Origin of the sequence: Hominifimenecus sp. rT4P-3, assembly GCF_051055405.1 — a bacterium.
Classification (GTDB): domain Bacteria; phylum Bacillota; class Clostridia; order Lachnospirales; family Lachnospiraceae; genus Pseudolachnospira.
Map to the genome: position 1 here is coordinate 1,106,363 of NZ_CP167068.1, position 20,604 is coordinate 1,126,966.

A 20,604-nucleotide genomic window follows, 5' to 3' on the forward strand; every position below is an offset into this window, starting at 1 on the left:
GGGCTTTTGATGGATAACGCGCAGCTTTTACAGGAGCGCAAAGTTCTCCAGGAAGAGCAGAAAGCAGTGGACCCGGCCCAATTTGCCAAGAGCTTTACGGATATTCATTATGCCAAAGACAGCAAAGACCAGGTTCTTGATGTGTTTCTTCCGGAGAAGGACGGCGTGTGGCCAGTAGTCATCTTTGTCCATGGCGGCGGCTGGTACTTTGGAGGAAGAAGAGAAGAGTGCATTTCTTCTATTTTTAAAATCGTATCCCAGGGTTATGCGGTGGCTACGGTAGATTATCGCTTAGTGCCCGACGTGTACTTTCCTTTTCAGATTCATGATGTAAAGGCAGCGATTCGTTACCTTCGAGCTCATGCAAAAGAGCTTCAGATCAATACCGATAAGTTGGTGGTATGGGGCAATTCTGCCGGTGCGCATCTGGCGGCATTGGCCGGGGCGAACGGTGATTTCCCCGCATTAGAGGATTTGTCCATGGGAAATGAGCAGTTTTCCAGCCATGTGGACGGCGTGCTGGCTTGGTATGGCTTATATGATATCTTGAGTTACCAGACGCAGATGAAGCAAGTATTTCCGGGAACTGCGAATTCGTCCGATAATTCCGCCTGGCTGATGCTGGGCGCGGACGCCAGTGAGGAAAAGGCCAAAGCCGCCTCTCCGGTGAGCTATGTGACGAAGGACTACCCGCCTACGTTACTTCAGCATGGAAAGACGGATGTGCTGGTACCATACCTTCAGTCCCAGGAGTTTTACGATCGGATCTGCGATATCTGCGGACCGGAACGAGCGGCTTTGGAGTATTTTCCCACGGCTGGGCACGGCGACCCGCAGATCAAGGATGATTCCAATATCCTGCGCTGCGTAAGGTTTTTGGACAGCATCTACTTTGCGGATCAACCATGCACGTATCCCCGAACGGCGCTTCCGAAGCTTCGAATGGTGGCCAGCGTTTGCGACCGGATCGATCCATATGAAGGAACGATGAGAAAATGAGAACATACCCCAAAAGGGTATGCTTTCAAATAAAAAAAGGAGATTGAAAACATGAAAAAGAGAATTGCACTGGTGATGGCACTTTGCATGACGGCAATGCTGACGGCCTGCGGCGGCGACTCACAGGCAACCACGGCTGCGCCCGCTACGACGGCAGCCCAGGCGGAGACTACCGCGGCGGAAGAAACGACGGCGGCGCCTGCCACGGAGGCAGCTACCACAGCGGCCAGCGGACAAAGCGGAGACAAAATGAGCATCGACGAGGCCTGCGACAAAGCAGTGGCAGCTCTATCGCTGAATCCAGAGGATTTTGCCGACTTGGAGCCAGTTACCCTGACCGTTGCCAGCTCTGCGGCGTCGGCAAACTTTGGCTATACGGTGATGACCCGTCTGGCGGATGCGATAAAAGAGCAGACCGGCGGAAAACTGAGCTTTGACATTGTCTGGGATGGAACCCTTGGAAATGACAATGAGCTGACTGAAAGCTGTGAGGCCGGAGACATTGACATTGTTTTTGAGTCCACGTCCTCTCTGGCAAACTATATTCCGGAATCCGCCATCTTTGATATGCCTGGTCTTTTTACCAGCGTGGAGGAAGCCAATGAAGCCTGCCGTGCGTTCCTGGATACTTGGAATGAGATCTGCGCCCCTTACGATCTGGTCGCCTTGGATCTGACTTGCCCGATGTTCCGCGCTTTTTCCAGCAGCAAGGAAGTAAACACTCCGGACGACTTCAAGGGAATTTCGGTCCGCTGCGCAGAAAATAAATACTATCAGGCATTCTATTCCAATCTGGGTATGAGCCCGACGCCGCTGGCCTATTCGGAGCTTTATATGTCCCTTTCCCAGGGATTGGTGGATGCCCAGGATAACCCGATTTCCGTTATCTATGCGGCAAAATTCTATGAGGTACAGTCCGTATATATGGAGTTGAACGCCATCAGCTATGCCTCCAATCTGGTGATGAACAAGACCACCTATGATAGCCTGGATCCTGCCTATCAGGACGCTTTAAAGCAGTTTGCCGTTCAGTTCTACAATGGCGAGATTGACGGACAGCCTGCCGCAGATCAGGAAGCTTTTGACGCCATCGGTGACGGCATGAAGGTACTGCCGGTAACCGAAGAAATCCAGGCCGCGATTGTTGCAGCCGGGGAGCCGGTATGGGATATGGTAGCCCAGGATATCGGTCAGGAAGTGGTAGACAAATATCTGGCTTGCGCAGGAAGATAAGGAGTTTTTTTGACAATTCCTGTCTGTTTGAAAAAAATAAAAACAGAATAGTATAAAAAGCGCCGGTTTGGTATTTCTTTGGAGGAAATATCAGACCGGCGCTTTTTGAGTAGAAAATAGAGGGAAAAGAAAATGCGGGAAAAACGGATATTACCAAAAAAAATAAAATTTTCCTAGAAGTAATTGAAACCCGCCTTATAATAAAAATATAAAAACAGATAAAAAGTAAATATCAAATTTTAAAGCAGTTTTATGTGCAATGTTTGGCACCAAGGCGTTTTGTGCAAGGAAAAATAGCATTGGATGCAGGAAAAGGTAAGGAGGAAGAAGAGTATGTCGAAGCTACAGGAAATTTCGGCTGCTGTTTCAGCGGGGAAGAAGAAACAAGTGCCTGGACTGGTACAGGAAGCATTGGACGAGGGAATCGCGCCTGAGGTGATTTTACAGGAAGGTATGATCCAGGCGATGAACGAGGTGGGAGAAAAATTCCGCCTGAATGAGATCTTTGTTCCGGAGATGTTGGTAGCGGCGCGGGCCATGAAAGCGGGAGTAGAAGTTCTGAAACCGCATTTGGCTGGTGAAAACAACGTGATGCGTGGTAAAATGGTCATGGGAACCGTACATGGGGACTTGCACGATATCGGTAAGAACCTGGTTATTCTGATGATCGAGAGCGCCGGCTTTGAAGTGATTGATTTGGGTGTTGACGTGCCGACAGCAGATTTCGTGGCGGCGGCATCTGCGCCGGATGTGGATATTGTCGGCCTGTCTGCCCTTTTGACGACTACTTTACCTGCGTTGCAGGAGAGCGTAGCGGCGCTGAATGAGATGGAATGCCGCGGCCGATTTAAAGTTATGGTTGGCGGCGCGCCGGTTACGCAGAAATTTGCCGATGAGATTGGCGCGGATATTTACACGGAGGACGCGGCTTCCGCAGCGAAGGCTGCCACAGAAGCGGTCGGTTAATTTTATTAAGAAAGTCCTGGGAGCACGGAGCAGTTGCCTTTCACTTAGGAGGTAAAGCAAGGAATGACTTCAAGAGAACGGGTGCGGAGGATTTTTCGCGGCGAAGGTGGAAATGATTTTGCTATCAGCGTAGGCGGGATGCCCAGCGACGGTATGAGCGCTTATGCCTATAAAAATTTATTGGCTTATCTAAAGATGGAAGATAAGCCGATCCGGGTTTACGACCTGTTTCAATTCCTGGCGGAGCTGGATGTGGATGTGATCAATGCTTTGGGCGGCGATTTTATTCCGGTAAATCGGATGCGGTATCGCTTTGATATCAGCTGCAAAGAGTGGAAGCAGGGAACATTAAACGATGGGACGCCATGTTGGTATCCCTATGAATTTAATCCGGAAATCAGAGAAGACGGCAGCAAGGTAATCTATATGGGCGGAAAGCCCTATGCCCGTATGCCGAAGGACGGATTGTATTTTGATATTATCCGCCATCCTTTGGAGGGCGTGGACGAAATCGATGATCTTTTCCTTACACCGCCGGCTGTCCCGATGGATGAAGAGGAAGTCGATTATACGGTGAAAGAAATTGAGAAAGCTTACGCCAATACGGATAAATCGGTTGTTTTGATCTATGGAGCCTGGTTGGTGGAGCAGGGACAGAGAGATTTCAATTTTGAAGAATTTTACTGTAATCTTGCGACGGAAAAAGAGTTGATGCATGCCTATTTCCAGAGCCTGGTCGACATTTATATTGAAAATCTGGAGAAGATTTTGAGCCGGGCCGGCGATAAGATCGACGTCGTCCATTTTGCAGACGACCTGGGAACTCAGCAGACATTGCAGATTTCTGTCCCTATGTACCGGGAGATGATCAAACCCTATGCCAAGCAGATGTTTGATTATGTCCACAAAAATTATCCGCATATTAAGGTCTTGCTTCACAGCTGCGGTGCGATTTTTGATATTATCCCGGATTTGATCGAGATCGGCGTGGATCTATTGAATCCCGTGCAGATCAGCGCGAAGGGAATGGATCCAGCGCGCCTGGTGAAGGAATATGGAAAGAACATCATGTTCTGGGGCGGCGGCGCCAGCACCCAGCAGTTTCCTGAAATCGGTTCCGTGGAAGCGTTAGAGCGTCATGTCCAGGAATTGGTAGAAGTTTTTGGCAGAAGTGGTAATTACATTTTTACCCAAATTCACAATTTCCAAGCGGATGTACCTCCAGAGTGGATCGTAAAAGTTTATGAGACCGCTAGGAAGTATCGGGAAAAGGTGACAGGTATCAAATAAAGGAGATTCCTTATGACATCAAGAGAACGAGTACAAAAAATGTTCCGTGGCGAGCTGAAAAACAGCTTTGCCATCAGCATCGGCGGAATGGCCAATGATAATATGAGCGCTTACGCCTATGCAAACCTGCTGAAATATCTGGGAATGGAAGACAAACCGATTAAGATCTACGATTTGTTTCAGTTCATTCCGCTGATGGATGTGGAAGTGATCGATCGCTTGGGCGGAGATTTCGTCCATGCGCAGAGACCACGCTATCGGTTTAATCTGGATCAAAAGGAATGGCGTCCGGGAACGCTTCACGACGGCACTCCCTGCTATTATCCGGCGGAATTCCATCCGATTTTGACCGAGGACGGCAGCCAGTATGTGGAGATGGACGGAGAGCGTTATGCCCGTATGCCGAAGGGCGGATTGTATTTTGATATTATTAACCATCCCTTGGAAGAGGCGGAAGAAATCTCGGATCTGCGTCTGGTACATCCGGCTGTCCGCATGAGCGACGAAGATATCGAGTACACGGCAAAACAGATCGAAGATCTCTACGAAAATACCGATAAAGCGGTGGTACTGCTTTTTGCCGGCCAGCTGATTGAGCAGGCTCAGAGAGATTTTAATTTTGAACAATTTTATTGTAACCTTGCAACGGAAAAAGAACTGATGCATGCATATTTCCAGATGATAACGGACGCTTATCTGCACAATCTGGAAGGGATTTTGAGCAAGGCGGGCGATAAGCTGGATGTGATCTGGTTCTGCGATGATATCGGTACGCAGCAGACCTTGCAGATTTCGATTCCTATGTATAAGGAAATGATTAAGCCTTATGAGAAACAGATGTGGGGCTATATCCATGAGCACTACCCGCACATTAAGATCTTGTTCCATTGCTGCGGTGCGATCTTCGATGTGATTCCGGAGTTGATCGACGCGGGCGTAGATCTCTTAAACCCGGTACAGATCAGCGCGAAGGGAATGGATCCGGAGCGTCTGAAAGAAACCTATGGAAAAGACGTGATTTTCTGGGGCGGCGGAACCGATACTCAGAATCTGGCGAACCTGACCACCATTGAGGAGGTAAAGGAACATGCCAGATATCTGATGGAGACGTTCTCCAAAGGCGGAAATTACGTGTTCTCCCAGGTACATAATTTCCAGGCGGATGTGCCTCCGGAGAAGATCGTCGCTATTTTTGATCAGGCAAAGAAATACCGGGAAAAATTAGAAGCCGGAGAGATTTGATAACCAAACGAGAGGAGGAGAAGGTATGAAAGTATTGCGTTGGTTGGATGATAATCTGGAAAAATGCTTGCTTTTGGTATTTTTGATCGTCATGGTCATTGCATTGACCTTGCAGATTATCTTCCGGTTCGTGTTGAACACGCCTTTAAGCTGGTCGGAGGAGCTGGCACGCTACATGTTCGTGTGGTCGGGATTTATCAGTATCAGCTATTGCCTGAAGACGAACATCGCGATCCGGATCGATCAGGTGGTGAACTTTTTGCCGAAAAAAGGGCAGCTGATTATGAATCTGGTGGTGTATATCCTCTTACTGGCATATTTCATTCATATGACGCCTTATGCCTACGAGTTTTTTGAGCGTGCGGCTTCCGCGAATCAGACCATGCCGGCTCTTCAGGCTCCCATTGCGTTGGTGTATGTATCTCCGTTCTTGGGCTTTATCCTGGCAATGATACGACTGGTTCAGAACTTTGTGAAAGACGTCCTGGCCTTAGTAAAAGGCACGGGGAAAGAAGAGGAGGGGAAGTAAATGTCTGCTGGATTGGTATTGATTGTATTTTTCGTTTTACTGGCCCTGTCCGTCCCGATTTTTGGCGCGTTGGGAATTACTTCCGTGTTCCCTTCTATCCTAGACCCGAAATTTTCCGCCAACGGAATCTTTCTTGTACGAGAGATGTTGGGTGGCATCAATAGCTTCCCGCTGTTGGCAATCGTCATGTTTATCCTGTCGGGCATCATCATGTCCCGCGGCGGCGTTTCCCGGAAACTGTTTAACTTTTTCTGCTACTTTTTAGGAAAGGTTCCAGCCGGTATGCCATGCTGCGTTATCGTGACTTGCCTGTTCTATGGAGCAATTTCCGGTTCCGCACCCGCTACCGTGGCTGCGGTAGGAAGTATGACAATTCCGGTACTGATTGAGCTGGGATATGAGAAGCCCTTTTCCACTGCATTGGTAGTGGTAGCCGGCGGCCTGGGCGTTATCATCCCGCCTTCCATCCCGTTCGTGCTGTACTGCATGGCTACCGGCGAGTCGGTGGGCGATCTATTTATCGCAGGTATCCTGCCTGGTTTCTTAATCGCGTTCTGCCTGATGGGATATGCTCTCTATTACTGCAAGCGGCATGGTGAGGATAAAGAGAAGATCGGCTCGGTGGTGGGCGGTCTGCGGCAAAAGGGCTTTTTGAGCGTGCTGAAAGACAGCATCTGGGCATTGTTCACTCCTGTGATTATCCTGGGCAGCATCTATTCCGGAATTGCTTCTCCGACAGAGGCAGCCGTATTGTCGGTTATCTATGCTTTGATCATCAGCCTTTTTGTATATCGGACGTTAAGGGTTTCGGAACTGATGAACATTTTTGTGGAAGCCATCAATACGTACGCGCCGATGCTGTTCCTGATTGCGGCGGCCAATGGATTTGCCCGCGTGTTGACCTTGCTTCGTGTGCCTCAGACGGTCAGCGAGACGATCCTGACCACATTCGGCGGAAACAAGGCGGCCATTTTGCTGGTAGTAAACCTGTTCCTGCTGGTAGTTGGTATGTTGATCGATCTGGGTCCGGCCGTACTGATCTTGGCCCCGATTTTTGCTCCGATGATGACGGAACTGGGAGTAGACCTGATTCACTTTGGTATCATTATGGTAGTAAACCTGGCGATCGGTTTTGTGACGCCGCCGGTTGGCGTCAATCTCTATGTGGGAAGCCGACTATCCGGTGTTCCTGTTGTTACAATCGCGAAAAATGCAATTGGTTTCCTGGTACTATTTGCGGTAGCCCTCGTGCTTCTGGTTATCTTCCCGCAGATCAGCCTGCTGCTGATTGGACGGGCGTAATTTAGAAGCAAGGATTACATAAAAATTCTATTTTTAGAAGGGAGAAAAGTATATGAAGAAGGTATGGAGCGTTGTATTGGCGGCTGCTATGATCGTTAGCCTGTCTGCTTGCGGCAGCGGAGAGAAAGACACAACGGCCGCTGAGACGCCAAAGCAAACCGAAGCAGCTACTCAGGCGGAGGAAACGAAGGCGCCTGCAGCAGATACGACGGCTGCTGGAGCAGAGGTAAGCGGTGAGATCGGAGAACATCATTGGGTATGCGGCGTTGCCAGCCCGAAGGATGCGGTTGCATTCTACTACATCGACAAGATGGCTCAGGAACTGGATGCGCGCACCGGCGGTAAGATCACCATCGATGTATATCCGGACAGCACGTTGGGAGACGATGTGGCTCTGCTGGAAAGCCTTGGCACCCGTAACGTAAACTTTGTGGTGCAGAATCCGGCTCCGGAAGTAAATTTGATGCCGAAATTGGCTGTATTTGACCTGCCGTTCGCTTTCCAGAACATTCAGGATTTCCGTACGGCCATCGACAGTGAAGCGCTGATGTCCCAGCTGCGTCCGATCTATGAAGAGGGCGGCTATCAGCTTTTAGGCTTTGCAGATCAGACGTTCCGCGTTATGTCCTCCAACAAGAAAGTAGAGAAGATCGAAGACTTTGCGGGAATCAAGATTCGTACCATGGAAAATAAGAACCACATGGCTCTGTGGGAGGCCCTGGGCGCATCTCCGACTCCGATGGCATTCTCTGAGGTTTACACCTGCTTACAGCAGAAGGTAATCGATGCTCAGGAAAATCCTTATGCAACGATTGCTTCCTCTAAGATTCAGGAAGTACAGGATTATATCATTCAGACCAACCACCTGGCACATCCGATCGTAATGATCATGAACCTGGAAGAGTACAATGAGCTGAATGACGCAGAGAAACAGGTAATTGCCGAGGCATTCGAAGTTGCCAAAGCTTATGGCCGTGAGATGGCGGATAAGCAGGAAGGCGAGAAACTGGAAGAGATCAAAGCTTCCGGTACGGAGATCGTTCCGGTATCGGATGAGCTGTATAAGGCCTGCGTAGAGAAAGTACAGCCGGTTTACGATCAGGTTGCGGAGCAGGTAGGAGAAGAGCTGGTTAACGCTTTCTTGGGCCGTTAAGCGATTGAGATTCGTTAGAATGTAAAATCGGAATAATAGGGGTTGTTGCAAAAGGTGGATAAAATCTACTGGAGCGACAGCTCCTTTATTATTCAATAAGAAATTCCGTTAGAATTTTTTGAAAGAGAGGGAGAGAGCAGATCATTTATAAGCAAGTAAAAAAAGCAATATATTTACTATATTGCTTCTTTCATTGGCAAGGGCACACTTTGTCCTGACCGTGTGCGCCTTTGCCAATTGAAGGTACACAGACAAAATACAATAAATTATTTTATTAGAGGGTTGCATAGGGACAACTTTGCATCGAACAGGAAGCGCAGCGATTTTCATCCTGTTCCGCAGCTGCGCCGGGACCCGCGCCAAACAGATAGAGCATGGATTTTTCCGGTTGCAGCATATAGTGAGAATTTAGGGTGACTGGGAGAGCGTCTTCTTCCAGTAATAGTTCCAACAGTTTTTTCTGTGTCTCCAGTTCTACGGGTGGTTCACCCGGCGAAAAACGGCGGCTAAGCCGAAAACCTTCTTTTTCCATCTGGCACTGAATGTGCTGATTTAGCTGAAGGGAAGCGTTAAAGATAACGTCGTTAGAAATGTCGTTGAGCAAATACCCTTCCAAGTATTCACCGGTATCCATTTTTTCTTGAATGGCCTGGAAGATCCGATCAGAACAGGATACCAGGCAGACCACCCATCTTTTCCACGGCTTTATCAGCGAAGAGGGAAGCGGAGGCGCCGAATCAAAGACGCGATAACACAACAAAAGATCCATGGATTTCAGCGCAAGAGCTTGAATTTCATCAAAGATACTTTCCACATAGGAAAAAGCGCGTGTATTTTCCCGAATTTGCAGCCGGTGGTAAACTTGTTCTTTATGGAAAACCATTTCCGGGGTGAAATAATAGAGCATGAAAGCCTCCTTGCCTGCAGTGACGCCTGAAATCGATAGAATAAGACTAGTTTAGCAAAGCCAGAAGGAAAACGCTAGAAATTGAAGGTGATTTTTGGTATTATTTTATGGTTTCTTGTCTCAGAAGCTAAAATAAGGCCATCGCTTATAACTGAAAAACAGTTATTGGCGGCAGCCTTTTTTAGATTTCCTTTTACTCGATTTTGCTTGTGATCGAAAAAGCAATATTTTTTCGATGCTTATGCTCTTTCTACTAAACCGGATTTTAGGCAGGACGTACAAACGTACATTTTCTTACGGGTCTCGCCAACTTTTACCTTTACCGATTTTACGTTCGCTTTCCACATCTTGTTGGAACGTCTATGGGAATGGCTCACTGCATTTCCGAAATGAGCACTCTTACCACAAACAGCACACTTTGCCATAACCGCACCTCCTTGCCATCCACAATAGGCCGGATAGAATTCATCGGGCCCAGAACATGTAATATAATATCAGAAGAACGCGTAAATTGCAAGCAGATTTTGAAAAAAATTATGTTTGCTTTTTACCATAAAATAGGTATAATATAATTACTCTTACTATGCAGAGTGAAACTTTTTATTTAAATTTACAAGGGCGGGCGATTTTGCCTTTGTGTCAGCAAAAACCTAGGAGGGATATCTATGAAATGCAGGATTAACAATCCGATGGGCGAAATCCTCATTGATACCGATGTCATTGCCAAATATGCCGGTACGATTGCGGTTGAGTGCTTTGGCGTTGTGGGCATGGCTTCCATAAATGTGAAAGATGGCCTGGTCAAACTTCTTCGGAAGGAGAGCCTTTCCAACGGAATCAATGTAACCATCGAGGATAACCGGATCTGCATTGATTTCCATGTGATCGTTTCTTATGGGGTCAGCATCTCCGCTGTATCCGATAACCTAATCGAAACTGTAAAATATAAGGTGGAGGAATTTACCGGAGTTTCGGTGGAACGGGTGAATATTTATGTAGAAGGAGTACGGGTGATCGACTGATCCCGTTGTGAGGAGGAGACTGTTGTGTCTATAAATACAATCGACGCCAAACTGCTTTGCAGCATGTTTTTGGCAGGTGCAAAAAATCTGGAAGTCAATAAAGACTGGATCAATGATTTGAATGTTTTTCCAGTTCCGGACGGAGATACCGGGACAAATATGACTTTGACCATTCTGTCCGCGGTAAAGGAAGTACAGCGTCTGACAGACGTGACCATGGAGAGCCTGGCAAAGGCGATTTCTTCCGGTTCTCTCCGCGGGGCCAGAGGAAACTCCGGCGTGATTTTGTCGCAGCTGTTCCGGGGCTTTTCAAAAGAAATCAGTACCGTGGAAACGCTGGATAAGGCGGCGATCGCCCGTGCGGCTCAGAGAGCGACCGAAACGGCTTATAAAGCGGTTATGAAGCCAAAGGAAGGGACGATTCTGACGGTGGCCAAGGGAATTGCCGATAAGGCCATGGAGCTTGCGGATACCGAGATGGAGATGGAGGATTATCTGCGGGAACTGATTGCCTACGGCGATAAAGTTTTGGCTTATACTCCGGAACTGCTCCCTGTTTTAAAACAAGCGGGAGTAGTAGATTCCGGTGGACAGGGCCTGATGCAGGTCCTAAAAGGCGCTATGGAGGGATTCCTCGGCAAGGAGATCGTGATGCCGGTGGAAACGGAAGTTTCCTCTGCCGGATCTCCCAGGGAAACCGCGTCCAGTGAGGATTTGGGAGATATCAAGTTTGGGTACTGCACAGAGTTTATCATCAATTTGGAGAAAGCGTACGGCGAGGCTGATGAGCGTGAGCTGAAATCCTATCTGGAATCCATCGGCGATTCTATCGTGTTGGTTTCCGACGACGAGATTGTAAAGATTCACGTGCATACCAATCATCCGGGGCTTGCCTTTGAGAAGGGATTGTCTTATGGAAGCTTGTCCCGCATGAAGGTAGACAATATGCGGGAGGAACACGAAGAGAAGCTGATCCGCGAAGCTTCCCGAATTGCCCAGGAAGAAAAGGCGGCTCAGGCGGAACAGCCCCGTAAAGCGGCTGGTTTTATTGCCGTTTCCATCGGAGAGGGACTGAACGAGATTTTCCGCGGCCTGAATGTAGACGAAATCATCGAGGGCGGCCAGACCATGAATCCCAGCACCGACGATATGCTGACGGCCATCGACAAGGTGAATGCGGATACGATTTTTATCTTCCCGAATAATAAAAATATTATTTTAGCGGCGGAGCAGGCGGCTCAGTTGGTGGAGGATAAGAAAGTATTGGTCATCCCGTCCAAAACGGTTCCTCAGGGAATTACAGCGATTATCAACTATTCTCCGGCCCGTTCCGACGAAGAAAATGCCAGCACCATGACGGAAGAGATGGAGACGGTAAAGACTGGGCAAGTGACCTATGCCGTGCGGAATACGACGCTGGACGGCAAGGAGATTCATGAGGGAGATATCATGGGAATTGGCGATCACTCGACCCTTCTTGCAGTCGGAAGCGAGGTCGACGAAGTGGCCAGAGAAATGCTGGACGCCATGATAGACGACGACACGGAACTGATTAGTATTTATTATGGCGCAGACATCAGTGAAGAACGAGCGGCGCAGATGCAGGAGGCAGTGGAGACTGCATATCCGGACTGCGATGTGGAGGTTCACTATGGCGGGCAGCCGATTTATTACTATGTGGCGTCGGTAGAATAAAGAATGTTGGAATGAGATAGAGGAAACCGGGAAATCTGACGACAGGTTTCCCGGTTTTCGCTTTGAAATGGAAAGGACGCCGTGAAACAGGCGGTTGTTCTCCGGTTTGATTTTGGAGTGTGAGGTGAGATCGTGCGGGAAACGGATTCCGTAAGCAAGTGTAAAGGAGTAGGAGCAAAGACGGCGGAAGCCTTTGGGCGTCTTGGAATCGAGACAGTTGGGGATTTGCTGCGTCATTATCCGGCGCGCTATGATGCCTTTGCTCCGGCGGCGCCCATTGGGGAAGCCGAAGAGGGAAAGATCGTTACAGTGAAAGGAGTTTTCCTGACAGCTCCTCAGGCCAACCGGTTCGGACGCTTGTCCACGCTATCCGTGACCATCGGCGATGAAAGCGGACGGGTAAAAGCGGTCTGGTTTCACCAACCCTATTTAAAGAACACCCTTCGCAAAGGGGAACAGCGGGTTCTTCGTGGAAGGCTGGTGCGAAATCGCTTTGGCTTGACTTTGGAGCAGCCACAGATTTATAAGCCGGAAGATTATGAGACGATGGAACATACGCTCCGTCCAGTCTACGGGACTGCAGCCGGCCTTTCCGGAAAAGTGATCGGGAAAGCGGTGGCGCAGATTTTGGACGAGGCAGATTTGGAAAAAGAATACCTGCCTTCGGAAGTGCGCAGCCGTTATGGTCTGGCGGAGTGGAACTATGCGATCCGCACCATTCATTTTCCACCGGACCGGCAGGAGCTTTTGTTTGCCAGAGAGCGTCTGGTCTTTGACGAGTTTTTCCTTTTTATCCTGGCGATCCGGCGCCTAAAGGAAAAAAAAGAGGAGATTTCCAATCCGTTTTCTTTTGAGAAAAATGGTTGGTCGGAGGCTATCGTGAAGGGGCTCCCTTACGAACTGACCAACGCGCAAAAAAGGGTGTGGGGGGAGATTGGTCAGGATCTGCGGGGAAAGCGGTTGATGAACCGACTGATTCAAGGGGACGTCGGATCCGGAAAGACGATTCTGGCTTTGCTGGCGCTTACGGACGCGGCGGAAAACGGCTATCAGGGCGCGCTGATGGCTCCCACCGAAGTATTGGCCAGACAGCACATGGAGAGCTTTACGGAGATTTATGAAACATACCAGATTCCCTGCCGTCCGATTTTGCTGACAGGCTCCATGACGGCGGCGGAAAAGCGGAAGGCCTATGCGGCTATTGCAAATCATGAGGTGGATTTGGTGATTGGAACCCATGCGCTGATCCAGGAAAAAGTGGTTTATGACAAATTGGCGTTGGTGGTTACCGATGAACAGCACCGCTTTGGCGTCCATCAGCGGGAGACATTTTCCCAAAAAGGAGGGACGCCCCATATTCTTGTGATGAGCGCCACGCCCATCCCTCGGACGCTGGCGATTATTCTCTATGGAGATCTGGATATTTCGGTGGTGGACGAACTGCCCAAAAGCCGCCTTCCCATTAAAAATTGTGTGGTGGATGTGTCTTACCGCCCGAAAGCCTACCGTTTTTTGCAAAAAGAGATCGAGGATGGGCGCCAGGCCTATGTGATCTGCCCGATGGTGGAAGAAAGCGAAGGCCTGGACGCAGAGAATGTAATCGACTATACGGAAAAGCTGCGGGCTGCCTTGCCGCCGGCTATCCATGTGGACTATCTGCATGGAAAAATGAAGGCGAAAGAAAAGAATGAGCGGATGGAACAGTTCCTCCGTGGGGAAATACAAGTGCTGGTTTCCACGACGGTTGTGGAGGTGGGAGTGAACGTGCCAAACGCCACGGTGATGATGGTGGAGAACGCCGAGCGCTTCGGCCTGGCCCAGCTGCACCAGCTGAGGGGGCGCGTCGGCCGGGGCAGCTATCAGTCGTACTGCATTTTTGTGGACGGATCCGGCGAGGGGGAAAACAACGCCAGACTGAAAATCTTGAGGGACTCCAACGATGGATTCCGAATTGCCTCGGAGGATTTGAAGCTGCGGGGGCCGGGAGACGTATTTGGCGTACGCCAGAGTGGAAATCTGGAATTCGCCCTGGGAGATATCTTTACGGACAGCCGGATTCTTCAGGCGGCGTCGGACACGGCCGAGGAGATTTTAGAGCAGGATCCAGAGCTTACTTTTTCCGAGCACCGTCCTCTTTCTGAACGACTGGACCGGTACCGAAAAGAAAGCTTTGACCGCTTGTATTTGTAGCGGGGGAAAGTGTGTCTGTCTGCCGCCTTTGAAGGAGGCTTATCCATAGGATACGAGGAGGTTTTTGTGTGAAAAATTCCAGCCGTTTTTTTGCCAATCGGGAATGTGAATATTATCCTTGCCATAAAGGCATCGAAGAGATGAACTGCCTGTTCTGTTTTTGCCCTTTTTATCTGCGGGAAAAGTGTCCGGGCAAGCCGCAGTATTTTGAGAAGAACGGGAAAAAAATCAAAGATTGTACTGCGTGTACCTTTCCGCATCGGCCGGAAAGTTATGATGTAATCATCGAGTGGCTTAGAAAGCAAAATCAAAAGTAGATAGGTGCTAGGATATAAAAACGATAAATATATGATAAATAGGAGGAAATGACGATGCAGGAATGTCGGAAAGTGAGAAACCGTCTGTTGGGAGCAAAGGTAGCGGATGCTCTCAAGGCGAGAAACATGGACGCTTGGTATGTGGAGACGAAAGAGGAGGCGCTGGAGAAGGCGCTGTCCATCATTCCGGATGGAAGTTCCGTCAGTTGGGGCGGCTCCATGTCTGTCCAGGAGATTGGATTGATTGGGGCCTTGAAGGCCAAGGGAACCATGGAGATTTATGACCGGGATGCGGCGGCAACGCCGGAAGAACGGCAAAAAGCGATGCGCCAGGCATTTTTTTGCGATTACTTCCTTGCCAGCAGCAATGCGGTCAGTGAGGATGGAATTCTGGTAAATATTGATGGATATGCCAATCGAGTAGCGGCCATTGCTTTCGGCCCGGAGCACGTACTGATGGTAGTTGGCATCAATAAAGTGGTGAAGACAGAGGCGGACGCCCTTTCCCGCGCCCGCAGCATTGCCGCTACCAGCAACGCCCAGCGTTTTGAGATCAATACCCCTTGCAAAAAGACAGGCGCCTGCGCCAATTGCAAGATACCGGACACGATTTGCTGCCAGTTCTTAACGACCCGTTACAGCAAAGCGGCGGGGAGAATCCAAGTGATTTTAGTAGGGGAAGATTTGGGGCTGTAAGTGTTGGTGTGAAATTATTCACTGAAAAGAACAAATTTTCTCTTTACTTTATTCCGCTAGTGTGATAGACTGCTAACGAACGGAATCATAACCCATACGATTTCGAAAAAGAGGATACTTTTGGGAGGATACGATTATGATGAAAAAAGTTTTTGCTTGGGGCATGGCCGCTCTGATGGCGGCATCCATGTTGGCTGGCTGCGGCAGCAGTAATGATGCTACGACGCCTGCTGCGACGAAGGAAGAAGCTACCACGGCTGCTGCGGAAACAGAAGCCACCACGGCTGCTGAGCAGACCACGGAAGCGGCTACTACGGCTGCTGCCGGCGAGAAGAAAACCTTTACGGTAGGATTCGACGCGGAGTTCCCTCCGTACGGCTACAAGGATCAGACCACCGGCGAGTACACCGGCTTTGATCTGGAGATGGCGCAGGCTGTCTGCGATCTGGAAGGCTGGGAGTTAGTAAAGACCCCGATCAACTGGGATGCGAAGGATATGGAACTTTCCTCCGGTACGATCGATTGCATCTGGAACGGCTTTACCATGAACGGCCGTGAGGATGATTACACTTGGAGCGAGCCTTACATCGATAACAGCCAGGTGTTTGTCGTTTTGGCGGATTCTGAGATCAAAGCGCAGGCAGATCTGGCAGGAATGGTTGTCGGCGTACAGAAGGATTCTTCGGCTATGAAAGCTCTGGAAGATCCGGAAGGCGGTTTAGAGCTGGCGAAGACCTTTGATTCCATGCAGCAGTATGCGGATTACAACACAGCCTTTATGGATTTGGAAGCCGGCGCGATCAGCGCGATTGCTGTGGATATCGGCGTGGCGAAGAATCACATGGCTGCCGACGAGGGCAAGTTCCGCTGCTTAGATGAGATCTTGACGAAAGAAGAATATGCCGTTGGTTTCCTGAAGGGAAATACCGAACTGCGCGATATCATACAGAAAGATCTGGAAGCTTTGAAGGCGGACGGTACCGTACAGAAGCTGGCGGAGAAGTATGACGTTACGGACATGCTGAAAGACTGATGTTACCTTCCGGTGACAAGGACGCATGCTCTTGTCTAGGAAAGGCAAAAAGAGAAGAACTGACACAGACGTAGGACGCACTTCGGTGCGCCCTATTTGTGCAAAGGAGGATATGGGACATGGCGATGATGCTGTCACAACTGGGAGAAGGGATGATTAAAACCTGCGGGATATTTTTCTGGACCCTTCTGTTTTCCCTGCCGCTTGGAATGATCGTGGCCTTTGGCCGCATGGCAAAAAATCCTTTATTGCGGAATTTTACCAGATTATACATAGCGGTGATGCGAGGCACGCCTTTGATGCTTCAGCTTTTTGTGGTTTATTTTGGGCCTTTTTATGTATTTGGCATGAAGCTTAGCACCAGCTGGCGGTTCTTTGCTGTGATCATCGGTTTTGTCCTGAATTACGCCGCTTATTTTGCGGAGATTTACCGCTCTGGTATCCAGTCCATGCCGGTGGGCCAGTATGAAGCGGCCAAGGTGCTTGGATACAGTAAATACCAGACCTTTTTTAAGATCATACTGCCTCAGGTGATCAAACGGATTCTTCCTTCTATCACCAACGAGGTAATCACTTTGGTTAAGGATACCTCCCTGGCGTTTGCGATCGCCTACGCGGAGATGTTCACGACGGCCAAGGAAATTGCAGCGGCGAATAAGTCCATTACCGCGCTTTTTGTGGCTGGTCTTTTTTACTTCATTTTCAACTTCCTGGTGGATTTTTTGATGGGACGGCTGGAAAAGAAGATGAACTATTACCGTTAGGAGGTTTCCATGAAGATATTAGAGATCAATCACTGCAAAAAGCAATTTGACGGGGTAGAGGTTCTGAAAGATATTTCCCTTTCCGTGGAGGAAGGGCAGGTGGTTTCGATTATTGGTCCTTCCGGCTCTGGAAAATCCACGCTGCTGCGCTGTGCGACGATGCTGGAGACCATGGATGGCGGGGATTTGATTTATCTAGACCGCCATGCAGTCCGGGACCAGAATGGAACGGCAAAGTATGCGCCCTCCCAGGAACTGCGGGAGATTCAACAGTATTTCGGCCTGGTTTTTCAGAATTTTAATCTGTTTCCTCACTATTCGGTATTGAAGAATATCATGGACGCGCCGCTTCATGTCCAGAAGCGGAACAAAGAGGAAGTCCGTAAGGAAGCCATGGAACTGCTGGTGAAAATGGGATTGGAAGACCGGGCAGACGCTTATCCCCATCAGCTTTCCGGCGGACAGCAGCAGCGGGTTTCGATCGCGCGGGCTTTGGCCATGAAGCCGAAGATTCTATTTTTCGACGAGCCGACCTCGGCGCTGGACCCGGAGCTGACGGGAGAGATTTTAAAAGTAATTAAAAGCCTGGCGGCGGAGCGCATGACCATGGTGATCGTAACCCATGAGATGGCCTTTGCCAGAGACGTGGCGGATCATGTGATCTTTATGGACGGCGGCGTGATCGTGGAAGAGGGCCGTCCGGAGGATGTCATTTCAAATCCCAAGAATGAACGGACCAAGGCATTTTTAAAGCGTTTTCAAAACTGATAGAGGCGGGTAAAAAGCGAATGCTTTTTGCCCGTTTTTTCTGGGGAATTTCGGTATCAAAAGACCTCGACGAAAAAACAGGTCGGAATATTTTGTAGGGTTTCGGAGCAAGTACTTCTATAAGTTCGGCAATTTGTAAAAAGCATTCGCAAAAATAAGAAACTCGCTGCGCTCAGACAGTCTTATTTTTGCTCATAAAACAAATTCCCGAACTCTAAGAAGTACTAACGCTCCTGCAAATACAAAATATTCCGACCTGTTTTTTCGTCGAGGTCTTTTTTAGCCTCTACCCTGCGCTCTATATTAATACACATCGCAAAAAATGTCGTCTTTTCGGCAACACATCTATAATTTCTGAATATTTCCATAGATCAAACAATTTTATATAATAATGATACCTTTAATTAACAAGAGCATACACGGTTAGAGCAGACGTTACTTTTGCCAATGAAGAGTATCAAAATAGGAGGCGCGGACGGTTATGAATGGATGGGAGATCCTGCTGGTGTCCTTGGGGTTGTCCTTGGACGTATGCGCGGCAATGATCTGTGAGGGAGCGGTGATCGCTCGCTGGGAAAAATGGAAAATCTTTTGCGCCGCTTCCTTGTTTACGCTTTGGCAGGTATTGGCCCTCCTGACCGGAAGCCTGATTCGTCTTTTGCCGTGGGTGTCGCAAAAATCGTCCGGCATTCAAATGGTTGGAACGGTTTTATCGATTATGATTTTTACGGCGATTGGAATTTATATGTTAAGAAAGGCTTGGAAACGGAAGCCTTTTGAAGAACGGCGGGAAAATGAAACCGATTGGAAGGCTCTTTGCTTTCTGGCGATTGTCATCAGCCTGGACGCTTTGTTTGCCGGCGTCGGCCTGGCGATCATGGACACCATTTTGTGGAAAGAGGCGCTGGCGCTGGCGATTTCCACGATTCTGGCCGCTACGCTTGGCGCGTGGGTCGGCTATCGCCTGGGAGCGGAACAAAAGGAAAAGGCCTATTTGATCGGAGGAATCTTGCTGGTTTTAGCCGGATTAGAAGCCGCTGTCAATTATTTACAATAGGAGGAAACGCTATGGGAGAACTTTCACACAAAGCCGCAAGGGGAGCGTTCGGCCTTGCCGTCGACAAGACGTTAAAGTACATGAACAAGGAGCCGGAAAACCGAGACAAGGCGTTGCTGAAGCTTGTGGATCTTTCGGAAGATTTTATGGGAGAAATCTATCAGAAAGAAAGCTATGAAGGCGCGCGCGCCCTGATACAAAATCACGACGCGAAATGGACGAAGTATTTTTACCGTCTTTTGGATGAAATCGATCCCCATGTGATCAAAATGACCGCCTTGAATCTGGGATTTGAAGCCGCGTTTCACGGGACAAAGACGATTCGGAAGAAACGCCGGGAACACCGCTGCAATATTCCCTGGCTGATTCTTTTGGACCCGACCAGCGCTTGCAATCTGCACTGTACCGGCTGCTGGGCCGCCGAGTATGGGCATAAACTGAATTTGACCTATGAAGAGCTGGATTCGATTATTACTCAGGGAAAAGAACTGGGAATCTATTTTTATATGTACACTGGAGGAGAGCCTTTGATGAGGAAGGCCGATATCCTTCGTCTGTGTGAGAAACACAGCGACTGTGCGTTCCATGCATTCACAAACGGAACCTTGGTGGATGAGGCGTTCTGCCAGGAGATGAAGCGGGTTGGCAATCTGTCGCTTAGTCTTTCCCTGGAAGGCTTTGAGGAAGCTAACGACGTCCGCCGCGGCTCAGGGATTTTTGACAAGGTATTGGCGGCCATGGACCTTTTGAAAGCCCACGGGCAAATCTTCGGTACTTCCATTTGCTATACGCGCAATAACTTGGAAACGGTCACCAGCGACGGTTTTTTGGATTTGATTATTGAAAAAGGCTGCCGTTTTACCTGGTATTTTCACTATATGCCAGTGGGAAATGAGGCGGCGGTAGAGTTGATGCCGACGAAAGAACAGCGGGAGTATATGTATCACCGGGTGCGGGAAATTCGCGGTATGGAAGGCGGAAAACCGATCTTTGCCATGGATTTTCAAAACGACGGCGAATTTGTCGGCGGCTGTATTGCCGGAGGGCGCAACTACTGCCATATCAACGCCAATGGAGATGTGGAACCCTGTGTATTTATCCACTACAGCAGCGCAAATATCCATGAGGTTTCTCTGCTGGAAGCGCTGAAGCAGCCATTGTTTATGGCGTATCGGGACGCCCAGCCGTTCAATGAAAATCATCTAAGGCCATGCCCGATGCTGGAAAATCCAGAGCTTTTGCAGGAGATGGTGGCCCGGACCGGGGCTCATTCGACGGATTTGCAGTCGCCGGAAAGTGCGGAGCATCTTTGCGGAAAATGCCAGGAGTACGCAAAGGATTGGAAAGTCTGTGCGGACAAACTTTGGGCGGAGCATCCAAAGCAGGCTGTCGGATATCAGAATTACAAGCAGGAAAATGAAGATTAAGATTTTGTGAATCT

Annotated in this window: 20 protein-coding genes; 18 read left to right on the forward strand and 2 right to left on the reverse strand. The window is 49.1% G+C overall.

The window, feature by feature from the left end; translation table 11 throughout:
• The first annotated feature begins 9 nt into the window (after positions 1 to 9).
• The 8 genes from ACCC71_RS05235 to ACCC71_RS05270 all read left to right on the forward strand — a co-directional run bounded on the left by ACCC71_RS05235 (position 10) and on the right by ACCC71_RS05270 (position 8,714).
• Positions 10 to 999, forward strand: a complete 990-nt coding sequence (locus tag ACCC71_RS05235; RefSeq protein WP_434311366.1) for an alpha/beta fold hydrolase — start codon at positions 10 to 12, stop codon at positions 997 to 999.
• A gap of 51 nt (positions 1,000 to 1,050) precedes the next feature.
• The gene (locus tag ACCC71_RS05240) at positions 1,051 to 2,232 is read left to right on the forward strand and encodes a TRAP transporter substrate-binding protein (RefSeq protein ID WP_434311367.1); all 1,182 of its coding nucleotides are present in this window, start codon (positions 1,051 to 1,053) and stop codon (positions 2,230 to 2,232) included.
• A gap of 333 nt (positions 2,233 to 2,565) precedes the next feature.
• Positions 2,566 to 3,198 carry a corrinoid protein gene (locus ACCC71_RS05245; protein ID WP_434311368.1) on the forward strand — a complete coding sequence of 211 codons (633 nt, stop codon included), beginning with the start codon at positions 2,566 to 2,568 and terminating at the stop codon, positions 3,196 to 3,198.
• A 63-nt stretch (positions 3,199 to 3,261) separates the two neighbouring features.
• Positions 3,262 to 4,488, forward strand: coding sequence for a uroporphyrinogen decarboxylase family protein (locus ACCC71_RS05250; RefSeq protein ID WP_434311369.1), 1,227 nt, complete (start codon positions 3,262 to 3,264; stop codon positions 4,486 to 4,488).
• Positions 4,489 to 4,500: 12 nt separating this feature from the next.
• Positions 4,501 to 5,730: a uroporphyrinogen decarboxylase family protein gene (locus ACCC71_RS05255; RefSeq protein WP_434311370.1), complete on the forward strand. Its 1,230-nt coding sequence runs from the start codon at positions 4,501 to 4,503 to the stop codon at positions 5,728 to 5,730.
• Positions 5,731 to 5,755: 25 nt separating this feature from the next.
• The gene (locus tag ACCC71_RS05260; RefSeq protein ID WP_434311371.1) at positions 5,756 to 6,259 is read left to right on the forward strand and encodes a TRAP transporter small permease; all 504 of its coding nucleotides are present in this window, start codon (positions 5,756 to 5,758) and stop codon (positions 6,257 to 6,259) included.
• Positions 6,260 to 7,561, forward strand: coding sequence for a TRAP transporter large permease (locus ACCC71_RS05265; protein ID WP_434311372.1), 1,302 nt, complete (start codon positions 6,260 to 6,262; stop codon positions 7,559 to 7,561). It begins immediately after the preceding gene.
• 52 nt (positions 7,562 to 7,613) lie between these two features.
• Complete coding sequence (locus ACCC71_RS05270) at positions 7,614 to 8,714, forward strand: TRAP transporter substrate-binding protein (RefSeq protein WP_434311373.1); 1,101 nt, start codon at positions 7,614 to 7,616, stop codon at positions 8,712 to 8,714.
• 274 nt (positions 8,715 to 8,988) lie between these two features.
• On the opposite strand, the gene ACCC71_RS05275 is transcribed toward ACCC71_RS05270, so the two are convergent.
• Both ACCC71_RS05275 and rpmB read right to left on the reverse strand, forming a co-directional pair.
• The gene (locus ACCC71_RS05275) at positions 8,989 to 9,621 is read right to left on the reverse strand and encodes a hypothetical protein (RefSeq protein WP_434311374.1); all 633 of its coding nucleotides are present in this window, start codon (positions 9,619 to 9,621) and stop codon (positions 8,989 to 8,991) included.
• Between the two features lie 239 nt (positions 9,622 to 9,860).
• Positions 9,861 to 10,046 (reverse strand): 50S ribosomal protein L28, encoded by a 186-nt coding sequence (rpmB, locus tag ACCC71_RS05280; protein WP_434311375.1) that lies wholly within the window; start codon positions 10,044 to 10,046, stop codon positions 9,861 to 9,863.
• A gap of 240 nt (positions 10,047 to 10,286) precedes the next feature.
• Here rpmB and ACCC71_RS05285 point away from each other — a divergent pair, with 240 nt between their 5' ends.
• The 10 genes from ACCC71_RS05285 to ACCC71_RS05330 all read left to right on the forward strand — a co-directional run bounded on the left by ACCC71_RS05285 (position 10,287) and on the right by ACCC71_RS05330 (position 20,590).
• The gene (locus ACCC71_RS05285; RefSeq protein WP_434311376.1) at positions 10,287 to 10,643 is read left to right on the forward strand and encodes an Asp23/Gls24 family envelope stress response protein; all 357 of its coding nucleotides are present in this window, start codon (positions 10,287 to 10,289) and stop codon (positions 10,641 to 10,643) included.
• Positions 10,644 to 10,667: 24 nt separating this feature from the next.
• Positions 10,668 to 12,338: a DAK2 domain-containing protein gene (locus ACCC71_RS05290; RefSeq protein ID WP_434311377.1), complete on the forward strand. Its 1,671-nt coding sequence runs from the start codon at positions 10,668 to 10,670 to the stop codon at positions 12,336 to 12,338.
• A 132-nt stretch (positions 12,339 to 12,470) separates the two neighbouring features.
• Positions 12,471 to 14,528, forward strand: a complete 2,058-nt coding sequence (gene recG / locus ACCC71_RS05295; RefSeq protein WP_434311378.1) for an ATP-dependent DNA helicase RecG — start codon at positions 12,471 to 12,473, stop codon at positions 14,526 to 14,528.
• 68 nt (positions 14,529 to 14,596) lie between these two features.
• On the forward strand, positions 14,597 to 14,845 hold the full coding sequence (locus ACCC71_RS05300) for a cysteine-rich small domain-containing protein (RefSeq protein WP_434311379.1): 249 nt from the start codon (positions 14,597 to 14,599) through the stop codon (positions 14,843 to 14,845).
• Between the two features lie 54 nt (positions 14,846 to 14,899).
• Positions 14,900 to 15,541: a lactate utilization protein gene (locus ACCC71_RS05305; RefSeq protein ID WP_434311380.1), complete on the forward strand. Its 642-nt coding sequence runs from the start codon at positions 14,900 to 14,902 to the stop codon at positions 15,539 to 15,541.
• Between the two features lie 136 nt (positions 15,542 to 15,677).
• Entirely contained in the window at positions 15,678 to 16,574 is an 897-nt protein-coding gene (locus ACCC71_RS05310) for an amino acid ABC transporter substrate-binding protein (RefSeq protein ID WP_434311381.1), read from the forward strand.
• Between the two features lie 119 nt (positions 16,575 to 16,693).
• Positions 16,694 to 17,338 (forward strand): amino acid ABC transporter permease, encoded by a 645-nt coding sequence (locus ACCC71_RS05315; protein WP_434311382.1) that lies wholly within the window; start codon positions 16,694 to 16,696, stop codon positions 17,336 to 17,338.
• A gap of 9 nt (positions 17,339 to 17,347) precedes the next feature.
• Positions 17,348 to 18,106: an amino acid ABC transporter ATP-binding protein gene (locus ACCC71_RS05320; RefSeq protein WP_434311383.1), complete on the forward strand. Its 759-nt coding sequence runs from the start codon at positions 17,348 to 17,350 to the stop codon at positions 18,104 to 18,106.
• A gap of 481 nt (positions 18,107 to 18,587) precedes the next feature.
• Positions 18,588 to 19,163 (forward strand): manganese efflux pump MntP, encoded by a 576-nt coding sequence (locus ACCC71_RS05325; protein WP_434311384.1) that lies wholly within the window; start codon positions 18,588 to 18,590, stop codon positions 19,161 to 19,163.
• 11 nt (positions 19,164 to 19,174) lie between these two features.
• Complete coding sequence (locus tag ACCC71_RS05330) at positions 19,175 to 20,590, forward strand: radical SAM protein (RefSeq protein WP_434311385.1); 1,416 nt, start codon at positions 19,175 to 19,177, stop codon at positions 20,588 to 20,590.
• Positions 20,591 to 20,604: the final 14 nt, after the last annotated feature.

Coding starts and splice junctions, on each gene's coding strand:
- ACCC71_RS05245 (WP_434311368.1), top strand. CDS start 2,566: ATGTCGAAGCTACAGGAAATTTCGGCTGCTGTTTCAGCGGGGAAGAAG.
- rpmB (WP_434311375.1), bottom strand. CDS start 10,046: ATGGCAAAGTGTGCTGTTTGTGGTAAGAGTGCTCATTTCGGAAATGCA.
- ACCC71_RS05255 (WP_434311370.1), top strand. CDS start 4,501: ATGACATCAAGAGAACGAGTACAAAAAATGTTCCGTGGCGAGCTGAAA.
- ACCC71_RS05235 (WP_434311366.1), top strand. CDS start 10: ATGGATAACGCGCAGCTTTTACAGGAGCGCAAAGTTCTCCAGGAAGAG.
- ACCC71_RS05240 (WP_434311367.1), top strand. CDS start 1,051: ATGAAAAAGAGAATTGCACTGGTGATGGCACTTTGCATGACGGCAATG.
- ACCC71_RS05260 (WP_434311371.1), top strand. CDS start 5,756: ATGAAAGTATTGCGTTGGTTGGATGATAATCTGGAAAAATGCTTGCTT.
- ACCC71_RS05325 (WP_434311384.1), top strand. CDS start 18,588: ATGAATGGATGGGAGATCCTGCTGGTGTCCTTGGGGTTGTCCTTGGAC.
- ACCC71_RS05270 (WP_434311373.1), top strand. CDS start 7,614: ATGAAGAAGGTATGGAGCGTTGTATTGGCGGCTGCTATGATCGTTAGC.
- ACCC71_RS05305 (WP_434311380.1), top strand. CDS start 14,900: ATGCAGGAATGTCGGAAAGTGAGAAACCGTCTGTTGGGAGCAAAGGTA.
- ACCC71_RS05275 (WP_434311374.1), bottom strand. CDS start 9,621: ATGCTCTATTATTTCACCCCGGAAATGGTTTTCCATAAAGAACAAGTT.
- ACCC71_RS05250 (WP_434311369.1), top strand. CDS start 3,262: ATGACTTCAAGAGAACGGGTGCGGAGGATTTTTCGCGGCGAAGGTGGA.
- ACCC71_RS05320 (WP_434311383.1), top strand. CDS start 17,348: ATGAAGATATTAGAGATCAATCACTGCAAAAAGCAATTTGACGGGGTA.
- ACCC71_RS05330 (WP_434311385.1), top strand. CDS start 19,175: ATGGGAGAACTTTCACACAAAGCCGCAAGGGGAGCGTTCGGCCTTGCC.
- ACCC71_RS05310 (WP_434311381.1), top strand. CDS start 15,678: ATGATGAAAAAAGTTTTTGCTTGGGGCATGGCCGCTCTGATGGCGGCA.
- ACCC71_RS05285 (WP_434311376.1), top strand. CDS start 10,287: ATGAAATGCAGGATTAACAATCCGATGGGCGAAATCCTCATTGATACC.
- ACCC71_RS05315 (WP_434311382.1), top strand. CDS start 16,694: ATGGCGATGATGCTGTCACAACTGGGAGAAGGGATGATTAAAACCTGC.
- ACCC71_RS05265 (WP_434311372.1), top strand. CDS start 6,260: ATGTCTGCTGGATTGGTATTGATTGTATTTTTCGTTTTACTGGCCCTG.